Below are 18,403 nucleotides of genomic sequence, written 5' to 3' on the forward strand. Positions count from 1 at the left end.
TGCCGTTGGCATTGAGCACCAAGGTGCCGTAAGTGCCGGTGAACGTGCCAGGGGTTACCGGCCCAGTCGGTACGCGATCCGCACCTTGCACATCGTTGGTCAGAACGTTGCCAGTCAGGGTCAGCTGAGTCTCTGACGCCGTGCCATTGCTGTCATCGAACGCTTTCGGCACGTCGTCGGTAATGTTGACGTCGAGCGTGCCGGTCGCGGTATCACCATTGCTGTCGCCGGCAATCACTGTGAACTGTTCGCTGAGATTGTTCGCGCCGTCGCCGGCCGCGTGGTTTTCGTTGCCGTTGAGGGTGTAGCTGTAGCTGACAACGCCAGTCGCCGGGTTGTACCCGGTGATGGTCAGGGTGTTGCCCAGTTGCGAGGTGATCGATTGCGGAAAGCCGATCGCCACACCGCCAACGATAACGTTGATGCCACCAATGCTCAGGCTGGTCAGACCGTCCGGCGCCGACACGGTAAAGCTGCCGCTTTGCGTGAGTGCGCCAGGGTTGGCCGCCGAGCCGGCAGGCAGATTGGCTTCATTGAGACTGAGTTCGCCGCCCGCCACGTTCAGGCCAGTGAGGGTTACAGGATTGTTGACCGGTGGCGGCACCACGACTGGCGGGGTGTCGTCACCGTTGTCGATGACCGCGTTATGGCGTTCTTCGGGGAATTCAGGAATACCGCCAAACCCGGCAGTCGGGAAACCGATGATCGGGTCGACCCGACCGCCAACTTCCGTCAGCAAGACAAAACTGTGACCACCGCCCAGTTCACCCGGTGTACCACCCGGTGCATTCGGACCGGCGGCGGTGGCTTCGGCGCTTTTAGTCGGGTCATCACCGGCGGCGATGGCTTTCTGGATCTGCTCGACGTCGGTCAGTTGCGCGTCGCTCGGGGTCACGGCCTCCGCGGCATTGACATGCGCCGCCTGACCCGCCAGCAGTTCACCGGTCATGGTCATGCTGCTGCCGCGTCCGAGAGTCAGTTCCTGGCCGTTTTGCAGATGAACGGCGACGGCGCCTTCTGCGCCGGTGATCAGTTGATCGCCGGCAAACAGGCGATCCCCTTCAACCAGTGCGCGCTTAGTACCGTCGGCTGACTGGGCGAAAACCTGGCCAATGACTTTAGTGACTGTGCCGATGAGCGTTGCCATGTGAAATCCTCCGCTGCCGACCACCGTCGGCACTGGTAAGCGAAGCAGCCCATGGCTCAATCGGGTTGTTGCAGGTGACGCTCGCACCTTCAACAGTTCGTTTCGCAGGTGGCTTCTTCTGGAAACATCAGTGCTATCAAGCACTTCCGCATCCTGATCAAAGCACTACGCCCGCTAACGCTACGTAACGCTGGTGAATCACTCGAGTGACAAAAATCTGTCGCTCATCAGCGGTTACGCGTCCCTCCCCTTCAGCAGTACTTCGCCGTATGTCGCAAAGTGAATGGAACTTTCCTCAAGCCTTTTTGCGCTCCCTAAAGCGCATAAAACAAAGGCTTTCATGCTGAACAATGTGCTGGTTTTTACGAAGCGCATAAGTTTTTTTCGGCATAAGCCTTATGAAAATTTTTTCTTAGCTACGCTTCAGGATGTTCTTAGCTCTGTTGTTACAAGAGTGAAACGCCTACACCTAAAAATATCGTCAAATATTTGGCGACAGTAACACACCATCAGGACTCAGGGAGATGCACCCATGCGCGTTCTAACCCCCCTCTGCAGCGCGGTTTTGCTGGCCATGGCTTGCACTTCACAAGCCCAGGCCATGAACCTCACCGAGGCGATTCAAAGCACCATCGCCACTCACCCGGAACTGGCCTCGCGCGTGGACGCCCGCCTGTCGGCTGATGAACAGGTCAAAGTGGCCAAGGGCGGCTTCTATCCGTCCGTCGATTTGAACGCTGCGTATGGCCGTGGCTACAGCGACAACACCAACACCCGGGCCTTCGGTAATCACCACACCGAAATCCTCAATTACACCCAGTCCGAGCTGCGCCTGCGGCAAATGCTGTTCGACGGTTTCAACACTGCCAACGAGGTCGAGCGCACCAAAGGCGTGTCCAATTCGCGCGCTTACTACGCGCAAGGTACCGCTCAGGATCTGGCCCTGCGCACCATCGAGGTTTACCTCGAAGTGCTCAAGCGCCGCGAACTGGTGACCCTGGCCCGCAACAACTTGCAAGCGCACTTGCGGGTCAACGATCAGATCGGCCTGCGCACCGAGCGTGGCGTCGGCAGCACCGCCGACTCGGATCAATCGGTCGCGCGTAAGGCGCTGGCACAAAACAACCTCGATACCGCCGAGGTCGATCTGTCTGACGCCGAAGCCAATTTCTACAGCGTGGTCGGGCGCATGCCCGATGAGCTGGAAACGCCGGCCTCGACCCGTGGCGAACTGCCGACCGAATTGCGTGAAGCCCAGCAGAGCATGGTCGACAACAACCCGTATCTGAAATCCGCCCAGGCTGACGTGCAGTCGGCCGAGAGCCAGTATGAAGTCGCCAAATCACCCTTCTACCCGCGCTTCGATGCCGAAGCCGCCGTCGGCGCGAACAACAACGTGCAAGGCGATGAAGGCCACGACAACGAATGGCGTGTGGGTGTGGTGATGAACTACAACCTGTTCCGTGGCGGCAGCGACAAGGCGCGTCTGGCGGCGAACGCGCACGATATCAATCAGGCGATGGACATCCGCAACAACGCCCTGCGCCAGCTCAACGAAAACATTCGCCTGGCCTGGAACGCCATGGAAAACGCCAAGAAGCAGACTCCGACCGCCCGCGAATACGCCGAGACCACCAAGCGTGTGCGCGCCGCCTATCAGGATCAGTTCGGCCTCGGCCAACGCACCCTGCTCGACCTGCTCGACAGTGAAAACGAGCTCTACAACGCCAACCGTCGTTACACCGAAATCCGCTACACCGAGGAATATTCGATGTATCGCGTGCTGGCGAACATGGGCCAGTTGCTGAGCAAGCAACGGGTGGTGCTGCCGGCCGATGCGATCGCCGCGACCGAAGTGAAAAACGAAGCGCGCCTGCCGGAACTGAAGTAGCGATCAACCTGAGTCCGTTCAACAGAGGCGATCAATATGACCAGCATGGAACCCGGCCATTCCGGGGTCGATCCGCGGCTGAGCTTCGATGACCCGTTGCTCGACGGTCTGTTGATCCTCTGCAAACTGCATGGCGCGACGGTCAGCCGGGCCAGCCTGAGTGCCGGGCTGCCCCTCAACAAACAACGCCTGAGCCTCGATCTGCTGCCCCGCGCCGCCGCCCGGGCCGGGTTGCAGGCGCGGATTCTGCGGCGCGATCTGAAAGACATCTCGCCGCTCAATCTACCGATTCTGCTGCTGCTCAACGACGGCCGCACCGCTGTTCTGCGGCGTTTCGGCGACGACGGCAAAGCGCTGATTCTGCCCAGCGAAGCCGATGGCGGCGAACAATGGATCAACCGTGAAGAACTCGCCGAGCACTACAGCGGCCAAGCCTTGTTCGCCCGTCCGCGCCACGAACTCGAAGACCTGCGCTCGCCGCTGGTGCCACGGGTACATGCGTGGTTTCGCGACACCTTGAAGCTGTCGAAATGGCTCTACAGCGATGCGATCCTCGCCAGTTTCCTGATCAATCTTTTGGGCCTGATGGTGCCGCTGTTCGTCATGCAGACCTACGACCGCGTGGTGCCCAATCAGGCCACCTCGACTTTATGGGTGCTGTCGATCGGACTGCTGATCGGCACCGGTTTCGAACTGGTGTTGCGGGTGGTGCGTGCGCACCTGCTCGACACTGCCGGCAAGAAAACCGATGTGATCCTTTCCGCGACTTTATTCGAGCGCATTACCGGCATGTCGATGAAAGCGCGGCCGGCAACCATCGGCGGTTTTGCCCAGAGCATTCATGACTTCCAGGGCCTGCGTGAATTCCTCACGGCGGTGACCCTGACCAGCCTGATCGACCTGCCGTTCGTGGTGCTGATGCTGGTGGTGATCGGTCTGCTCGGCGGCTGGCTGGTGGTGATTCCGCTGCTGGCGTTTCCGATCACCATCGTCTTCGCGATGATCATTCAGGTACGTCTGCGTGACACCGTGCAGAAGAGCCTGAGCCTCGGCGCTGAACGCCAAGCGGTGCTGATCGAAACCCTCGGTGGCCTGGAGACCCTCAAAGCCTGCAGCGCCGAAAGCGAGCGCCAGCACAAATGGGAAAGCACCCACGGCGCCCTCACCCGCCTCGACAGCCACGCGCGCAATCTGTCGGCGCTGGCCACCAACGGCACGCTGTTCATTCAACAGTTTTCGGGGATGGCGACCATTGTCGCCGGGGTCTACAGCATCATCGCCGGTAATCTCAGCGTCGGTGCGCTGGTCGCCAGTTACATGCTCGGCAGCCGCGTGCTCGCGCCGCTGGGGCAGATTGCCGGGCTGATCACCCGTTATCAGCAAGCGCAACTGACCATGAAAAGCACCGACGCATTGATGGCCCTGCCGCAGGAACGCGACGGCAAACAGCGGCCGCTGGAACGCACGCAACTGCAAGGCGCGCTGGACGTCAGCGGCGTGACCTTTCACTACAACGGCCAGAACGCGCCGGCGCTGAGCAATGTCAGCTTCAGCCTGAAAGCCGGCGAGCGGGTCGGCATCATCGGCCGCAGCGGTTCGGGCAAAAGCACCCTGGCGCGATTGCTCATGGGCTTTTACGAACCTGAGGAAGGTCAGCTCCTGCTCGACGGCCTCGACCTGCGCCAACTCGATGTCGCTGACCTGCGCCAGCAGATCGGTTACGTCGCCCACGACCTGCCGCTGCTGGCCGGCAGTCTGCGTGACAACCTCACGCTCGGCGCACGTTACATCAGCGATTCACGCATGCTCGAAGTGGCCGAACTGACCGGCGTTACCGAACTCGCTCGTCAGCATCCGCAAGGTTTCGACCGGCCGGTAGGCGAACGCGGGCAATTGCTCTCCGGCGGCCAGCGTCAGGCGGTGTTGCTCGCGCGATCCTTGTTGCTTGATCCGCCGATCATGCTGCTCGACGAACCGACCAGTGCCATGGACAACAGCAGTGAAGACTTGCTGCGGCAGAAGCTGCACGGCTGGGTGCAAGGCAAGACGCTGCTGCTGGTCACCCACCGCACCTCGATGCTGAGCCTGGTGGACCGCTTGCTGGTGCTGGACAACGGCCGGGTCGTCGCTGACGGCCCGAAAGAAGCGGTCATCGATGCACTGCGCAAGGGCCGTGTCGGCTCGGCGGCGGTCTAGGAGTTGCCCCATGTCTGCTTCCTCCGATAGCAAAGATCGTGGCTACTTCGACAGTTTCGGCAAAAGCGCCGAAGCCGAATTCATGCCGGAAACCGCCGGCGCGTCCTTGCAGGATTCGCCGCGCTGGTCGCGGATCACCGTGTGGCTGGCCGCAGCGTTGCTGATCAGCGCGGTGGTCTGGGCCAAATTCGCCGTGCTCGAAGAAGTGACCATGGGTGAAGGCAAGGCGATTCCGTCGAGCAAGGTTCAGGTGATCCAGAACCTTGAAGGCGGGATCGTCACCGAGATCTTTGTGCGCGAAGGGCAAATGGTGAACAAGGGCGATACCTTGCTGCGCCTGGATGACACACGCTTTCGCTCGAACAAGGGTGAGAGCGAGGCTGATCGTTATGCGCTGACGGCGCAGGTCGAGCGGCTGTCGGCAGAGGCCGAAGGTCGGCCGTTCAAGCTCTCTGATGAAGTGATTGCCAAGGCGCCGCAAGTCGCCGAAGACGAACGTTCGCTGTACGAACAGCGCCAGCGTCGGTTGGCCAGCGAGCAGCGTACGCTGAGCGAGCAACTGCGACAGAAGACTCAAGAGCTGGCGGAGTTTCGCTCCAAGCAGGGCCAGTTCAGTTCCAGCCTGGCGTTGCTGCAACAAGAGATGAACATGTCCGAACCGCTGGTAAAAACCGGCGCGGTGTCACCGGTGGAAATTCTCCGGCTCAAGCGCAGCGCGGTAGAAATCCGAGGCTCGTTGAACGCCACGACCCTGGCGATTCCCCGCGCCGAATCAGCGATTGCCGAGATCCGCAGCAAGATCGACGAGTCGGAACAGACCTTCCGTTCCGAGGCGGCGAAAGAGCTGAATGAGAAACGCACCGACCTGTCGAAAATCACCGCCACCAGCATCGCCATCGATGACCGTGTGACCCGCACCACGGTCACTTCACCGGTGCGCGGTGTGATCAAGCAAATGAAGGTCAACACCATCGGCGGCGTGGTCCAGCCGGGCAGTGACATGGTCGAAATCGTACCGCTGGAAGACAACCTGCTGATCGAAGCCAAGGTGCGTCCGCAGGATGTCGCGTTCCTGCATCCGGGCCAGAAAGCCATGGTCAAGTTCAGCGCTTACGACTACACGATTTACGGCGGGCTGAGCGCCAAGCTTGAGCTGATCGGTGCTGACACGATCACCGATGACAAGGGCAACAGCTTCTATCTGATTCAGGTGCGCACCGATAAAAACCATTTGGGCGGGGATGTGAAACCGCTGCTGATCATTCCGGGGATGGTGGCGACGGTGGACATTATTACCGGGGAGAAAAGCGTCCTCGATTACCTGCTGAAACCGGTGCTGAAAGCGCGGACCGAGGCGATGCGTGAACGCTAGAGATATCCGGATTTTGTGGTGAATTGACTGGCCCCATTGCTGGCAAGCCAGCTCCCACAGTGTCCGTGTCGGCCACAAAACCTGTGAACACCTCAGAACCTGTGGGAGCTGGCTTGCCAGCGATGAGGCCAGCAAGAATACCGACTATTTTTCAGCATGATTACGCTGGAAAGTCTCCTCCCCCATCGCCGCAATCTGCCCCTCGATCAACGCCTCGAACGGCTTTAGCAACGGCTCGAATGACGTCGGTGCTTCCAGCGTCTGCAACGCCTGCACAATCGCCTCAATGGTCGACAACGCCCCCGGCCCCGGTGCCTTGCGCAAGCGATAGCGCGACACGCCACCCTCGGCCAGCGTCACCCGTGGCAACGCCGCCAGCAGCGGATTGAGGTGCAGCATCTTGCGCGCCTTGCGCCAGGTGCCATCCGGAACGACCAGCAACAGGGGTTCATCGGACTCGCCGTAAGCCTGCATCGGCTGCGCATCATCAGCGGGAAACAACAACCGCGCCCGATAGCCCGGACGGTTCAACAGCGCCGGCAAATCCTCGAACACCTCACCAACAATCATCTCGGCATTGCTCAACCCGAGTGCCGCCAACCGCGCGGTATTCAACGCATGATTAACTTCACTTGGATGCTGCAACAGCAACACCCGCGTGCGGCTGTCGAGGCTCGGGATCAACGGGCACAGGCAATGGGTTTGTGGGCGCAGGCAGCGCGGGCATTGAATTCTGGACATCGGTCTTAAGCCTGATTGAGCTGTGCTTTGAGCAAATCACGGAAGGTCTGGATCAGCGGTTCGCGGCTACGGCCGCGGCGCATGATCATCGAAAACGGTGCCTGATAACCAAACGTCGCCGGTAGCAGCACGCGCAAATCGCCCTTGTCGGCCCACGCCTGAGCGTAGTGTTCTGGCAAGTAACCGATGTAGGCGCCGGACAGCACCAGAATCAGTTGCGCTTCCATACTTTCCACGGTGGCGGCGCTGTGTTTGAAGCCGTGGCGGGCCAATTCGGCCTGACTCCAGTACCCACGCCCAACCATGCGCTGCTGGGTAATGACTTGCTCGGGAATCCGCCGCTCGTTGAACAACGGATGGCGGCTACTGCAATACAACCAATGTTGTTCGCGGTACAGCGGCATGTAGATCAGACCGCTCATGCGCGTGGAAAACGCACCGATGGCCAGATCGAGACGGTTGTCCTGCACGCCGAGTTGCAACTCGTAGGGGCTCATCACCGACAGGTGCAAATGCACCGCCGGGTGTTCCTGGCTGTAGGCGCCGATGGCTTCGGCGAACGGCAAGGCCTTGTCGCTGACGGTGGAGTCGATCACGCCGAGGTTGAGCGTGCCGCGCAGTTCGCCCTTGAGCGCGGCGGCGTATTGCTCGAAACCTTCGAGTTCGGCGAGCAGGCGTAAGGTTTCCTGATGGAACAGCTCACCTTTGCTGGTCAGGCTGAACCCGCCGCGCCCGCGATGACACAGCACCAGGCCGAGCGCGGCTTCGAGCTGGCTCATGTAAGTGCTGATGGCCGAGGTCGACAGGTTGAGTTCCTGCTGCGCGTTGGCGAAACCCTGATGACGGACGACGCTGACGAAAATGCGCAATAGTTTCAGGTCGGGTAAAGCGTTGGCCATGTCTGCTCCGGGCTTTGCAACTGTGTGTCTGTGGGAAAAGCCCCTCAACCCAGCCCTCTCCCCGAGGGAGAGGGAGCCTACCGAGCTGTTATGAGGATTTACACCGACCTGCGATATCGAGTCGAACTCAGGATTCGAAAGCCATCGAGATCAGCTCCCTCTCCCTCTGGGAGAGGGCTGGGGTGAGGGCAGCAATCCCCGGCCGATCACAATCTTGAACCCGCCAAAGTCTAATCCCAGCCTCGCCATTAGTTTAGAAAAATCTGAACTAAGTTTTTGCCCGTAGCGATTCTTCCGCCGCACTACATTTCGCATCATCGGCCCCACAGCGGCGTCCGAACCTGTGCTCAACGGCGCGCCGACATAAATAAAACAAAGACGATGAGGCCCTACCCGTGGACAAGATTCTTCACCAACCACTGGGCGGCAACGAAATGCCGCGCTTCGGCGGCATCGCCACCATGCTCCGACTCCCCCATGTACCGACCGCTGCCGGCCTGGACGCTGCCTTTGTTGGCGTGCCCCTGGACATCGGTACTTCGCTGCGCCCCGGCACCCGCTTCGGGCCTCGCGACATCCGCACCGAATCGGTGATGATCCGCCCGTACAACATGGCCACCGGCGCGGCGCCATTCGACTCGCTGTCGGTCGCCGACATCGGTGACGTGGCAATCAACACCTTCAACCTGCTCGACGCCGTGCGCATCATCGAAGAAGCCTACGACAACATCCTCGAGCACAACGTGATCCCGATGACCCTGGGTGGCGACCACACCATCACCCTGCCGATCCTGCGCGCGATTCATAAAAAGCACGGCAAGGTCGGTCTGGTGCACATCGATGCCCACGCTGACGTCAACGATCACATGTTTGGCGAGAAGATTGCTCACGGCACGACCTTCCGTCGCGCCGTCGAAGAAGGTCTGCTGGACTGCGACCGCGTGGTGCAAATTGGTCTGCGCGCGCAGGGTTACACCGCTGACGACTTCAACTGGAGCCGCGATAAGGGCTTCCGAGTGGTTCAGGCCGAAGAGTGCTGGCACAAGTCGCTGGCGCCGCTGATGGCTGAAGTACGCGAGAAAGTCGGCGGTGGTCCGGTGTATCTGAGCTTCGACATCGACGGCATCGATCCGGCCTGGGCGCCTGGCACCGGCACCCCGGAAATCGGTGGTCTGACGACCATTCAGGCGATTGAAATCGTCCGTGGCTGCCAAGGCCTCGACCTGATCGGTTGCGATCTGGTAGAAGTCTCGCCCGCTTATGACACCACCGGCAACACCTCGCTGCTGGCCGCCAACCTGCTGTACGAAATGCTCTGCGTACTGCCTGGCGTGGTCCATCGCTGAGGGTCGGGTCATGAACGAACGTGATCAGGTTTTGCGAGCGGCCGCCGAGCTGGTGGCCGCCTTCGCCCGTAACGATCGCGAAGCTTACTTCGGCGCGTTCAGCGTCGATGCGAGTTTCGTCTTCTACACCCTCGAACAGCCGCTGCTGTCGCGCGATGCCTATCAGGCCTTGTGGGACAGCTGGCGCGCCGAGGATGGCTTCGAGGTGCTTGCGTGCACGTCGAGCAACGCCTTCGTCAGCCTGCAGGGTGACGTGGCGATTTTCATCCATGACGTGGCCACCGAGCTGCGCATGCAAGGGGAGCAACACTTCAGCCAGGAGCGCGAGACGATTGTGTTCAAGAAACACGCGTCGAGCCTAGAACAACAAGGCCATTGGCTGGCCTGCCACGAACATTTGTCCGCAATGCCGGAAGGGCTGCCATCCCCTTAGCCAAGACAGGTGACGCTCACGCACGATGAGCGCGCCTTTATGATCGGAGCAGATCATGAATAACAACAACAACGACCAAAGCCTTACGCAGATTGAAACCCACGGGGTCGAACAGATCCCGGACCACGAACGCAGCGCAGGTCCGACGGACTTGTTCCGGATGATCTTCGGTGGTTCGAATACCTTTGCCACCGCCGTGCTCGGCAGTTTCCCGGTGCTGTTCGGTCTGTCTTTTCAGGCCGGCGTCTGGGCGATTGTGCTGGGCGTGCTGCTCGGCTCACTGATCCTCGCACCGATGGGCCTGTTCGGCCCGCTCAACGGCACCAACAATGCCGTGTCGTCCGGCGCACACTTCGGCGTGCACGGGCGGATCGTCGGTTCGTTCCTGTCGCTGTTGACCGCTATCGCGTTTTTCTCGCTCTCGGTGTGGAGTTCGGGCGATGCGCTGATCGGCGGCGCAAAACGCCTGATCGGTCTGCCGGAAACCGACCTGACTCTGGGCCTGGCCTACGGTCTGTTCGCGATTCTGGTGCTGACCGTGTGCATCTACGGCTTCCGCTTTTTGCTGTGGGTGAACAAGATCGCGGTGTGGAGCGCCAGCCTGCTATTCCTGCTGGGCATCTTCGCCTTCGCCGGTCCTTTCGACGCGCATTACGCTGGCACCGTCAGCCTCGGTCAGCCGGGCTTCTGGGCCGCGTTCATCGGTGCTGCGCTGGTGGCGATGAGCAACCCGATTTCCTTCGGTGCGTTTCTCGGCGACTGGTCGCGCTACATCCCGCGTGAAACTTCCAAGCAACGCATCATGGCGGCGGTGGTGCTGTCGCAGATCGCCACGTTCATCCCGTTCCTGTTCGGCCTGACCACCGCGACCATCGTCGCGATCAAGGCGCCGGACTACATCGCGGCGAACAACTATGTCGGCGGTTTGCTGGCGGTGTCGCCGGGCTGGTTCTTCCTGCCGGTGTGCCTGATTGCGGTGATCGGCGGCATGTCCACCGGCACCACCTCGCTGTATGGCACCGGGCTGGACATGTCCAGCGTGTTCCCACGGGTGCTGTCACGGGTTAAGGCGACGCTGCTGATCGGCGTGCTGTCGATTGCCTTCATCTTCATCGGCCGTTTTGCGGCGAACCTGGTGCAGAGCGTGTCGACCTTCGCCGTGCTGATCATCACCTGCACCACGCCATGGATGGTGATCATGATCATCGGCCTGTTGGTGCGTCGCGGCTTCTACTGCCCGGATGACCTGCAAGTGTTCACTCGCGGCGAACAGGGCGGACGCTACTGGTTCAGCCACGGTTGGAACTGGCGCGGTCTGGGTGCATGGATCCCGAGCGCGGCGGTTGGCCTGTGCTTCGTGAATTTGCCGGGGCAGTTCGTTGGCCCGCTGGGTGAAATGGCCGGCGGCATCGACATCAGTTTGCCGGTGACCCTGGGCCTGGCCTCGGTGGTGTACCTGACGTTGCTGAGCCTGTTCCCGGAACCGCGCGAAGTGTTCGGCCCAAAGGATGCCCGGCGTGAAGCCGCAGTAAAACCTCAACTGCGTCAGGCCGCCTGACGCAGATCCCTGTAGGCCTTCGCCTGCTCGCGATGACTTCAGCACATCCAATAAAGATGTGACTGACAGACNNCAATAAAGATGTGACTGACAGANNAATAAAGATGTGACTGACAGACCGCTANNAGATGTGACTGACAGACCGCTATCGCGAGCAGGCGAAGGCCTACAAGGGAAATGATTTTGGCCTCAACATAAAAAAGACAATCGGAGACACGCCATCATGGCTTTGGATTTATTCGTCGTCCTCATCTACGCCGCCGGCATGCTCTTGCTCGGCTACTTCGGCATGCGCAAGGCCAAGACCAACGAGGATTTTCTCGTTGCCGGTCGTAACCTCGGCCCGAGCCTGTACATGGGCACCATGGCCGCGACCGTTCTCGGTGGCGCGTCCACCGTCGGCACTGTACGTCTGGGTTACGTGCATGGCATTTCTGGTTTCTGGCTGTGCGCGGCACTGGGTTGCGGCATCGTTGCGCTGAACCTGTTCCTCGCCAAACCGCTGCTGAAACTGAAGATCTACACCGTCACCCAGGTTCTGGAAAAACGCTACAACCCGATGGCCCGCTCGGCGAGCGCGGCAATCATGCTGGCTTACGCGCTGATGATCGGCGTGACCTCGATCCTGGCGATCGGCACCGTCCTGCAAGTGCTGTTTGACCTGCCATTCTGGGTTTCGGTACTCGTCGGTGGTGGCGTCGTGGTGATCTACTCGGCGATCGGCGGCATGTGGTCGCTGACCCTGACCGACATCGTCCAGTTCATCATCAAGACCGTGGGCCTGATGTTCATCCTGTTGCCGATCTGCCTGTACCGCGTCGGCGGTTGGGACGAACTGGTGCTGAAACTGCCGGCGACTGCCTTCAGCTTCACCACCATCGGCTGGGACACGATCATCACCTACTTCATGATCTACTTCTTCGGCATCCTGATCGGTCAGGACATCTGGCAACGGGTGTTCACCGTCAAGACCGCCAAAGTCGCGCAATACGCCGGCAGCATCGCGGGTATCTACTGCATCCTCTACGGCCTGGCTTGCGCGCTGATCGGCATGGCTGCACACGTGCTGATCCCGGATCTGGACAACGTCAACAACGCTTTCGCCGCCATCGTCAAACTGTCGCTGCCGGACGGCATCCGTGGTCTGGTGATCGCTGCGGCACTCGCTGCAATGATGTCCACCGCCAGCGCCGGCCTGCTCGCCGCGGCCACCACGCTGACGGAAGACCTGCTGCCGAAACTGCGTGGCGGTAAACCGTCGAGCCTGGGCATCAACCGCCTGTTCACCCTGCTGACCGGTGTGGTCGTGCTGGGTATCGCGCTGGTGGTGAATGACGTGATCAGCGCCCTGACGCTGGCGTACAACCTGTTGGTGGGCGGCATGCTGGTCCCGCTGATCGGTGCGATTTTCTGGAAACGTGCGACCACCGCCGGCGCCATCGCCAGCATGGGGCTGGGTTTTGCCACCGCGCTGCTGTTCATGTTCAAGGACGGTCTGGATGCGAACACGCCGATCTACTACAGCCTGGCTGTGGGTCTGGTGAGCTTTGTGGTGGTGAGCCTGGTCTCTCCTCGCCCGGCGACGGTGGCGAGTGCGATCTAAGCTCTGATGTAACGACTTGATGCTTTCTTCGACGGGTGTGGCGTCGGTTGCCACACCCGTTTTTTTCGTCTGAAGGAAAGTGCTGATGAAGATTGTTTCTCGCGATAAATGGTTCGAAGTACAACACCTGAGTGACGGCATTCGGCTGATTCACGAGCCGTATATTCGGCCGTTTTACCGATGCAACCTCTGGCACGTTCAGGGCCGTGACAAAGACTTGTTGCTGGATAGCGGTTCAGGGCTGGTCAGCCTTCGTGAGCAGTTGCCGTGGCTGACTGAACGCCCGTTAATGGCAGTGGCCAGTCATTGCCACTTCGACCATATCGCCGGCCACCATGAATTTGCCGAACGACTGGTACATCCCGCCGAGGCAGACATTCTGGCGGCGCCGGATGGCGAAAACGATTTGAGCCGCGCCTTCGTCGGCGACGACATGTTTGAAGCGCATCCGGACTGCCCGTTGTGCTACGCCGAATACCGGGTCAAAGCCGCGCCGGCCACCGGGTTTGTCGAGGACGGCGATGTGCTCGATCTGGGCAATCGCACACTGCAAGTGCTGCACACGCCGGGGCATTCGCCGGGCGGCATCAGCCTGTATGAGGCGGCGACGCAAACCCTGTTCAGCGGCGACATCATTTACGACGGGCCGCTGATCGAAGACGCCTACCACTCCAATCTTGAGAATTACGCCGCCAGTCTGCGACGTTTGCGGGCGTTGCCGATCCGCACGGTGCATGGCGGGCACTTCGACAGCTTTTCCGGGGAGCATTTGCGCTCGATGATTGACGAGTGGTTACGCGGCCACGCCTGAGGCCTGCTTCACTCAAGCACAACAACAATCAGAAAATCTGCCATGAGAAGAGCTGCCGTGCGTGCCGCCGTGCATCGATATATCCGGCGTCTGCTGGAAACCCATGAATTCAACGACAACACCAGCCTCGTGCAATTGGGCCTGGAGAAAGCTGATATAGAAGATTTGATCTTTCATCTGGAAGATGAATTCGGACTGACGGCGTTCACCGCCGAGGAAGACCGCATGCTCAAGACCGCGAAGACCGCGAATGACTTGAGCCGGTTTTTGCTGAAGATCGGCCGTCATTAAAAGCAAAAGATCGCAGCCTGCGGCAGCTCCTGCATTAATCCATGTAGGAGCTGCCGCAGGCTGCGATCTCTTGACCTTGAATCCTTTGATCTCGGATCGGGGGCGTTACCGGCGCCGTTGTTGACGGCGGCGCTGCTCGTCATCGGTGCGGATCGGTACAGGTTGCAGAGGCGGTTCGATCAAGCCGAGGGCAACACCCAAGTCGTGCAGCCAGTTTTGAATTTTCTCTTTCATCGTCATGCCCCCTTCAGGGTGGTGCTGAGCGGCCGGAATTCTGAGGCCGCTTCGCACTGATAATAGTCCGAAGTCCTACGCAATGCTCGGCCAAATCCGCAATGATCTGTTACTGAATTGAACAGGAATCGCCGGCATTGGTTCAGGCGGTTTCGCGGGTTTCGATCTGAGCCGCAGGATAGACAGCCTGCTGCACCTCGATCCAGGCATTGAGGTTGGCGCCGACCATGCCTTTGCGCCACATGAGCCATGTTGTCGCACCCACGAATGGCTCGGCCAACGGGTGCGCGGCGACGCTCTCGCGCCCCGGCAGGCTGGCCAGCATCGACTCCGACATCAGCGCCACACCACTGCCGGCGATCACACAGGCGAGCATGCCCTGATAGGATTCGATCTCCATCGCCCGGCCCATCGTCGCCTGGTAGTGCGAAAACCACGCCTCCAGACGCATGCGATAAGAACACCCGCGACGAAAGGTGAACACCGACCGCCCTTCGACATCTCGGGCGCCACGCACCGGCGGATGATCAATTTCGGTGATCAACACCAGTCGTTCCTCGCACAACGGCACACCGTCGAGGCCAGCCAACTCCAGCGGTCCATCGACCAACGCGGCATCCAGGCGTCCGGTCAGCAACCCCTCCAACAACTCACCACTCGGTGCCGACTGCACCTGCAGATTCACCGCTGGATATTGCTTGTGATAACGCGCCAGCAACGCCGGCAGATGAATCGCCGCCGTGCTGTACATGGTGCCCAGAGCAAAATCACCGGCCGGCTTGCCACCCATCACCGCCGCGCTGGCCTGATCGCGCAGGGCAAAGAGTTTGGCGGTGTAGTCCAGCAGGACTTTTCCTGCAGGCGACAGTTGCAAACGCTGACGCTCACGGACGAATAGCTCGACACCGAGCTGCTCCTCCAGTTGCTTGAGCCGGGTCGATAGATTCGACGGCACGCGGTGCAGGCGTTCGGCGGCGCGGGTGATTGACCCCTCTTCGGCCACGGCCTGAAAGATCCGCAGTTGGCTGAACTCCACAACCTTTCTCCAGAACAGAACAAGTTACTCACTATTATTCAATTTTAAAGAAAGTCAATCAGTCCTAGCCTGACGGTCATTGATCCTTCAACGGAATCCCGACCATGTCGCCATTGATTCGCTTATCCGCCTGCTTCGTGGCCCTGATGATGGCCATGGGCATCGGGCGTTTCGCCCTCACCCCGCAAATGCCACACCTGCTCAGCGAAGGGCAGATCGACCTGACGGCCGCTGGTCTGATTGCCGCGGCCAATTACCTCGGTTATCTGCTCGGCGCGGTTGACGCGATGTTTGCGCATCGCCCGCAGCAGGTGCAACGGCGCCTGCACGGCGGCTTGTGGTTGTGCGTGCTGCTGACCCTGGCGTCGTTCTGGGCCAATGGCTTCTGGTCGCACTTGCTGTTGCGCTTCGGCACCGGGGTGGCGAGCGCCTGGGTGCTGGTGATGATCACGTCTTTAAGCCAACCCTTGGCGGCGGCAGCGGGTCGCCCAGGTTTGGGTGCTCTGGTATTTGCCGGGCCAGGTCTGGGGATTTTTCTGACGGGGGTGTTGGCGCTGGTCTCACATCTGCTGAATCAGACGTCCGCAACGTTGTGGCTGATTTATGCCGCAGCGGCGTTGGTGATGATGTTGTGTGTCTGGCGTCTGCTGCCAACGCCTGTCGCAACGACAACGGCGGTTGCTGCGCCGGTCAGTCCGTCGAATCGGGGCATTGGCCGGCTGGCGGTGATCTATGCGCTGTACGGCGTCGGCTACATCATTCCGGCGACCTTCCTCTCGCAAATGGCCAATGCGCAGTTTCACGGGCAATGGCAGGCGGATCTGTTCTGGCCCTGCTTCGGTCTTGGCGCTGCGATTGGCGTGTTGCTGGTGAGCCTGCGGCGTCACGATCGCGCAACGACCCGTCACTGGTTGATGGCGACGCTGTGGCTGCAAGCGGCCGGGGTGTTTGCCTGTCTGCTGGGCAGCGGACTTGGCCTGGCAATGGGTGTGATCCTGTGTGGCATGCCGTTTCTGGCTTGCATGCAACTGGTCATGCAGCGCTCGCGGGAACTGGCGCCGCACGCCACCCAGCGCAACGCCGGGATGCTCACTGCCTGCTTTGCGGTCGGCCAGCTCAGCGGCCCGCTGCTGGCCGCGTTGAGCAGCCATTTCAGCGGCGGTTTGCAGCCCGCATTAGTGATCGCCGGCAGCGGTTTGCTGCTGGCCGGCGGCCTGGCGATGCAATCGACTAACGTTGGTCGAGCGCTTTGCGCAAACGCCGGCGCAACCACTGCTCGGCGCTGACAAAGGTGATACCGAGCAACACCAGCACCGCGCCGATGATGAAGTTCACGCTCAGTTGTTCGCCGAGCAGCAACACGCCAAAGGTCACGCCGAACAGCGGCGTCATGAACGAGAATACCGCAAGGTTCGCCGCCAGATAACGGCGCAGCAACCAGAACCAGATCAGGTAACTGAAGAACGATACGACGAGCCCCTGAAACAGCACACTGGCGACGGCCACAGTGGTGAGGCTGACATGAGTGATCTGGCCGCTGAAAAGCGCGATCAACAGCAGGCCGAGGAAACCGACGATCAACTGATAAAACAGGGTCAACGTCACCGGCGCTTCCGACAATCGCGAGGCGCGCACCACCACCGTGGTTGCGCCCCAGCAGGCACCGGCCAAGATACCAAAGGCATCGCCCAGGAGCATGCGCCGATCAAGATCATCCCAGGACACACCGCCAGCGAAAGCAATCGCAATGCCGATAAACGCGAGCAGAATCCCCAACCATTGCAACGGTCGCAGTCGCTCACTGGCCAACAGGAAATGCACGCCCAGCGCGGTAAAAATCGGCGCGGTATAGAGGAACACCGACATGTGCGCGGCAGTAGTCAGTTGCAACCCTTCGGCGATGAAGAAGAACTCCAGACCGAACAACGCACCGGCCAGCAGCCCGCCACGCCAGGTCACGCCAACCTGATCCCAGCCGCCCTTCCAGCAGATCAGCAATCCCACCAGCAACGCAGAGATCCCCGAGCGCGCGGCCGCTTGCATGACTGGCGCGATGTCGGGCGCCGCCCATTTGATCATCACCTGCTGCACACCCCAGATCAGGCACAGACCGATCATCACTTGCAGGGCAAAACTGTCGGCATTGCGCCGCTCGACACTCACCGCAACACCTCGAACACACACAACATGGCAGGCCATCCAATGGTCAAAACAGTGCCGGGGATTATCAATCAGTCAGAGGGAAAAAGCCGTCTGGAAAAGACATTTAGTTCTTCAGTGGCGGCAGGGGTGAATGGCTGTCGGCTGCGCCGCCATTCGCTGGCAAGCCAGCTCCCACAGTGACAGGTTGTCCGCTATTCCACTGTTCGACACAAAACCCTGTGGGAGCCTGGCTTGCCAGCGATGGCGTCAGTTCAATCAACCCTGCTCATGGATCTGAATGCAGTCGTTTAGCCAACAAAAACCCAACGCTACAAGCCACTGCCGTGGCAAACGTCCCCCACGCCCAATCCATCAATGACACCTGCACCGACCACCCGCGCAACGTCGCCCAATTGGTCAGGTCGTAAGTGCCATACGCCACCAGCCCCAATAACGCCCCCCGCTTCGCCGCCCATTGCCACGTCACGGCCGGCAGCACCACAAACACCACACAACCAAAAACATACAGGCAATAAAAAACCGCTGCCGGAACCAGCAGCGGTTTTTCGAGCATCAGCGGACCGAGCAGTTCGCGATAGGTCGGCGCCATCAACAGGCCGAGCCAGATACCGTCGAGCAACAGAAACGTCACCAGCGTGGCAACGTAGGCAATCAGCGCTTTTTTCATCGACCCGACCTCGTG

17 protein-coding genes are annotated in these 18,403 nt (G+C 60.3%); 10 read left to right on the top strand and 7 right to left on the bottom strand.

What is annotated here, in order from left to right; genetic code table 11:
- The coding region (locus tag PMI23_RS06955) for a retention module-containing protein (RefSeq protein ID WP_007949717.1) at positions 1-1,147 on the bottom strand (1,147 nt) is incomplete at its 3' end.
- A 532-nt stretch (positions 1,148-1,679) separates the two neighbouring features.
- Between PMI23_RS06955 and PMI23_RS06960 the strand changes: the two genes are divergently transcribed.
- Genes PMI23_RS06960 through PMI23_RS06970 form a run of 3 tightly spaced genes read left to right on the top strand, consistent with a single transcriptional unit; the run spans position 1,680 to position 6,606 of the window.
- Complete coding sequence (locus PMI23_RS06960) at positions 1,680-3,038, top strand: TolC family outer membrane protein (RefSeq protein ID WP_007914523.1); 1,359 nt, start codon at positions 1,680-1,682, stop codon at positions 3,036-3,038.
- A gap of 36 nt (positions 3,039-3,074) precedes the next feature.
- Positions 3,075-5,234 carry a type I secretion system permease/ATPase gene (locus PMI23_RS06965; RefSeq protein WP_007914521.1) on the top strand — a complete coding sequence of 720 codons (2,160 nt, stop codon included), beginning with the start codon at positions 3,075-3,077 and terminating at the stop codon, positions 5,232-5,234.
- Between the two features lie 10 nt (positions 5,235-5,244).
- Positions 5,245-6,606 (top strand): HlyD family type I secretion periplasmic adaptor subunit, encoded by a 1,362-nt coding sequence (locus PMI23_RS06970; protein WP_007914514.1) that lies wholly within the window; start codon positions 5,245-5,247, stop codon positions 6,604-6,606.
- A gap of 144 nt (positions 6,607-6,750) precedes the next feature.
- On the opposite strand, the gene PMI23_RS06975 is transcribed toward PMI23_RS06970, so the two are convergent.
- Positions 6,751-7,347, bottom strand: a complete 597-nt coding sequence (locus tag PMI23_RS06975; RefSeq protein WP_007914512.1) for a tRNA-uridine aminocarboxypropyltransferase — start codon at positions 7,345-7,347, stop codon at positions 6,751-6,753.
- A 5-nt stretch (positions 7,348-7,352) separates the two neighbouring features.
- Positions 7,353-8,246 (bottom strand): LysR family transcriptional regulator, encoded by an 894-nt coding sequence (locus PMI23_RS06980; RefSeq protein ID WP_007914510.1) that lies wholly within the window; start codon positions 8,244-8,246, stop codon positions 7,353-7,355.
- Positions 8,247-8,641: 395 nt separating this feature from the next.
- On the opposite strand from PMI23_RS06980, the gene speB reads away from it, so the two are divergent.
- The 6 genes from speB to PMI23_RS07010 all read left to right on the top strand — a co-directional run bounded on the left by speB (position 8,642) and on the right by PMI23_RS07010 (position 14,288).
- On the top strand, positions 8,642-9,592 hold the full coding sequence (gene speB / locus PMI23_RS06985; RefSeq protein ID WP_007949721.1) for an agmatinase: 951 nt from the start codon (positions 8,642-8,644) through the stop codon (positions 9,590-9,592).
- Between the two features lie 10 nt (positions 9,593-9,602).
- Positions 9,603-10,025 carry a YybH family protein gene (locus PMI23_RS06990; RefSeq protein ID WP_007914501.1) on the top strand — a complete coding sequence of 141 codons (423 nt, stop codon included), beginning with the start codon at positions 9,603-9,605 and terminating at the stop codon, positions 10,023-10,025.
- 55 nt (positions 10,026-10,080) lie between these two features.
- The gene (locus tag PMI23_RS06995; RefSeq protein WP_007914499.1) at positions 10,081-11,583 is read left to right on the top strand and encodes a purine-cytosine permease family protein; all 1,503 of its coding nucleotides are present in this window, start codon (positions 10,081-10,083) and stop codon (positions 11,581-11,583) included.
- Between the two features lie 223 nt (positions 11,584-11,806).
- Positions 11,807-13,186 (top strand): sodium:solute symporter, encoded by a 1,380-nt coding sequence (locus PMI23_RS07000; protein ID WP_007914497.1) that lies wholly within the window; start codon positions 11,807-11,809, stop codon positions 13,184-13,186.
- 85 nt (positions 13,187-13,271) lie between these two features.
- Positions 13,272-13,997 (top strand): MBL fold metallo-hydrolase, encoded by a 726-nt coding sequence (locus PMI23_RS07005; RefSeq protein WP_007914496.1) that lies wholly within the window; start codon positions 13,272-13,274, stop codon positions 13,995-13,997.
- 42 nt (positions 13,998-14,039) lie between these two features.
- Positions 14,040-14,288 carry a hypothetical protein gene (locus PMI23_RS07010; RefSeq protein ID WP_007914494.1) on the top strand — a complete coding sequence of 83 codons (249 nt, stop codon included), beginning with the start codon at positions 14,040-14,042 and terminating at the stop codon, positions 14,286-14,288.
- A 105-nt stretch (positions 14,289-14,393) separates the two neighbouring features.
- Here PMI23_RS07010 and PMI23_RS30150 read toward each other — a convergent pair whose 3' ends face one another.
- Together PMI23_RS30150 and ptrR are read right to left on the bottom strand one after the other, a co-directional pair.
- Positions 14,394-14,522, bottom strand: a complete 129-nt coding sequence (locus tag PMI23_RS30150) for a PA1414 family protein (protein ID WP_007914492.1) — start codon at positions 14,520-14,522, stop codon at positions 14,394-14,396.
- Positions 14,523-14,664: 142 nt separating this feature from the next.
- Entirely contained in the window at positions 14,665-15,558 is an 894-nt protein-coding gene (ptrR, locus tag PMI23_RS07015) for a putrescine utilization regulator PtrR (RefSeq protein ID WP_007914490.1), read from the bottom strand.
- A gap of 104 nt (positions 15,559-15,662) precedes the next feature.
- On the opposite strand from ptrR, the gene PMI23_RS07020 reads away from it, so the two are divergent.
- Entirely contained in the window at positions 15,663-16,844 is a 1,182-nt protein-coding gene (locus PMI23_RS07020; RefSeq protein WP_007914488.1) for an MFS transporter, read from the top strand.
- Here PMI23_RS07020 and PMI23_RS07025 read toward each other — a convergent pair.
- Positions 16,789-17,721, bottom strand: a complete 933-nt coding sequence (locus PMI23_RS07025; RefSeq protein ID WP_007914487.1) for a DMT family transporter — start codon at positions 17,719-17,721, stop codon at positions 16,789-16,791. The genes PMI23_RS07020 and PMI23_RS07025 overlap by 56 nt on opposite strands.
- A gap of 265 nt (positions 17,722-17,986) precedes the next feature.
- Positions 17,987-18,388 carry a DUF2177 family protein gene (locus PMI23_RS07030; protein WP_007914485.1) on the bottom strand — a complete coding sequence of 134 codons (402 nt, stop codon included), beginning with the start codon at positions 18,386-18,388 and terminating at the stop codon, positions 17,987-17,989.
- Positions 18,389-18,403 lie beyond the last annotated feature (15 nt).

Origin of the sequence: Pseudomonas sp. GM24 (genome assembly GCF_000282235.1) — a bacterium.
In the GTDB taxonomy this organism is placed as follows: domain Bacteria; phylum Pseudomonadota; class Gammaproteobacteria; order Pseudomonadales; family Pseudomonadaceae; genus Aquipseudomonas.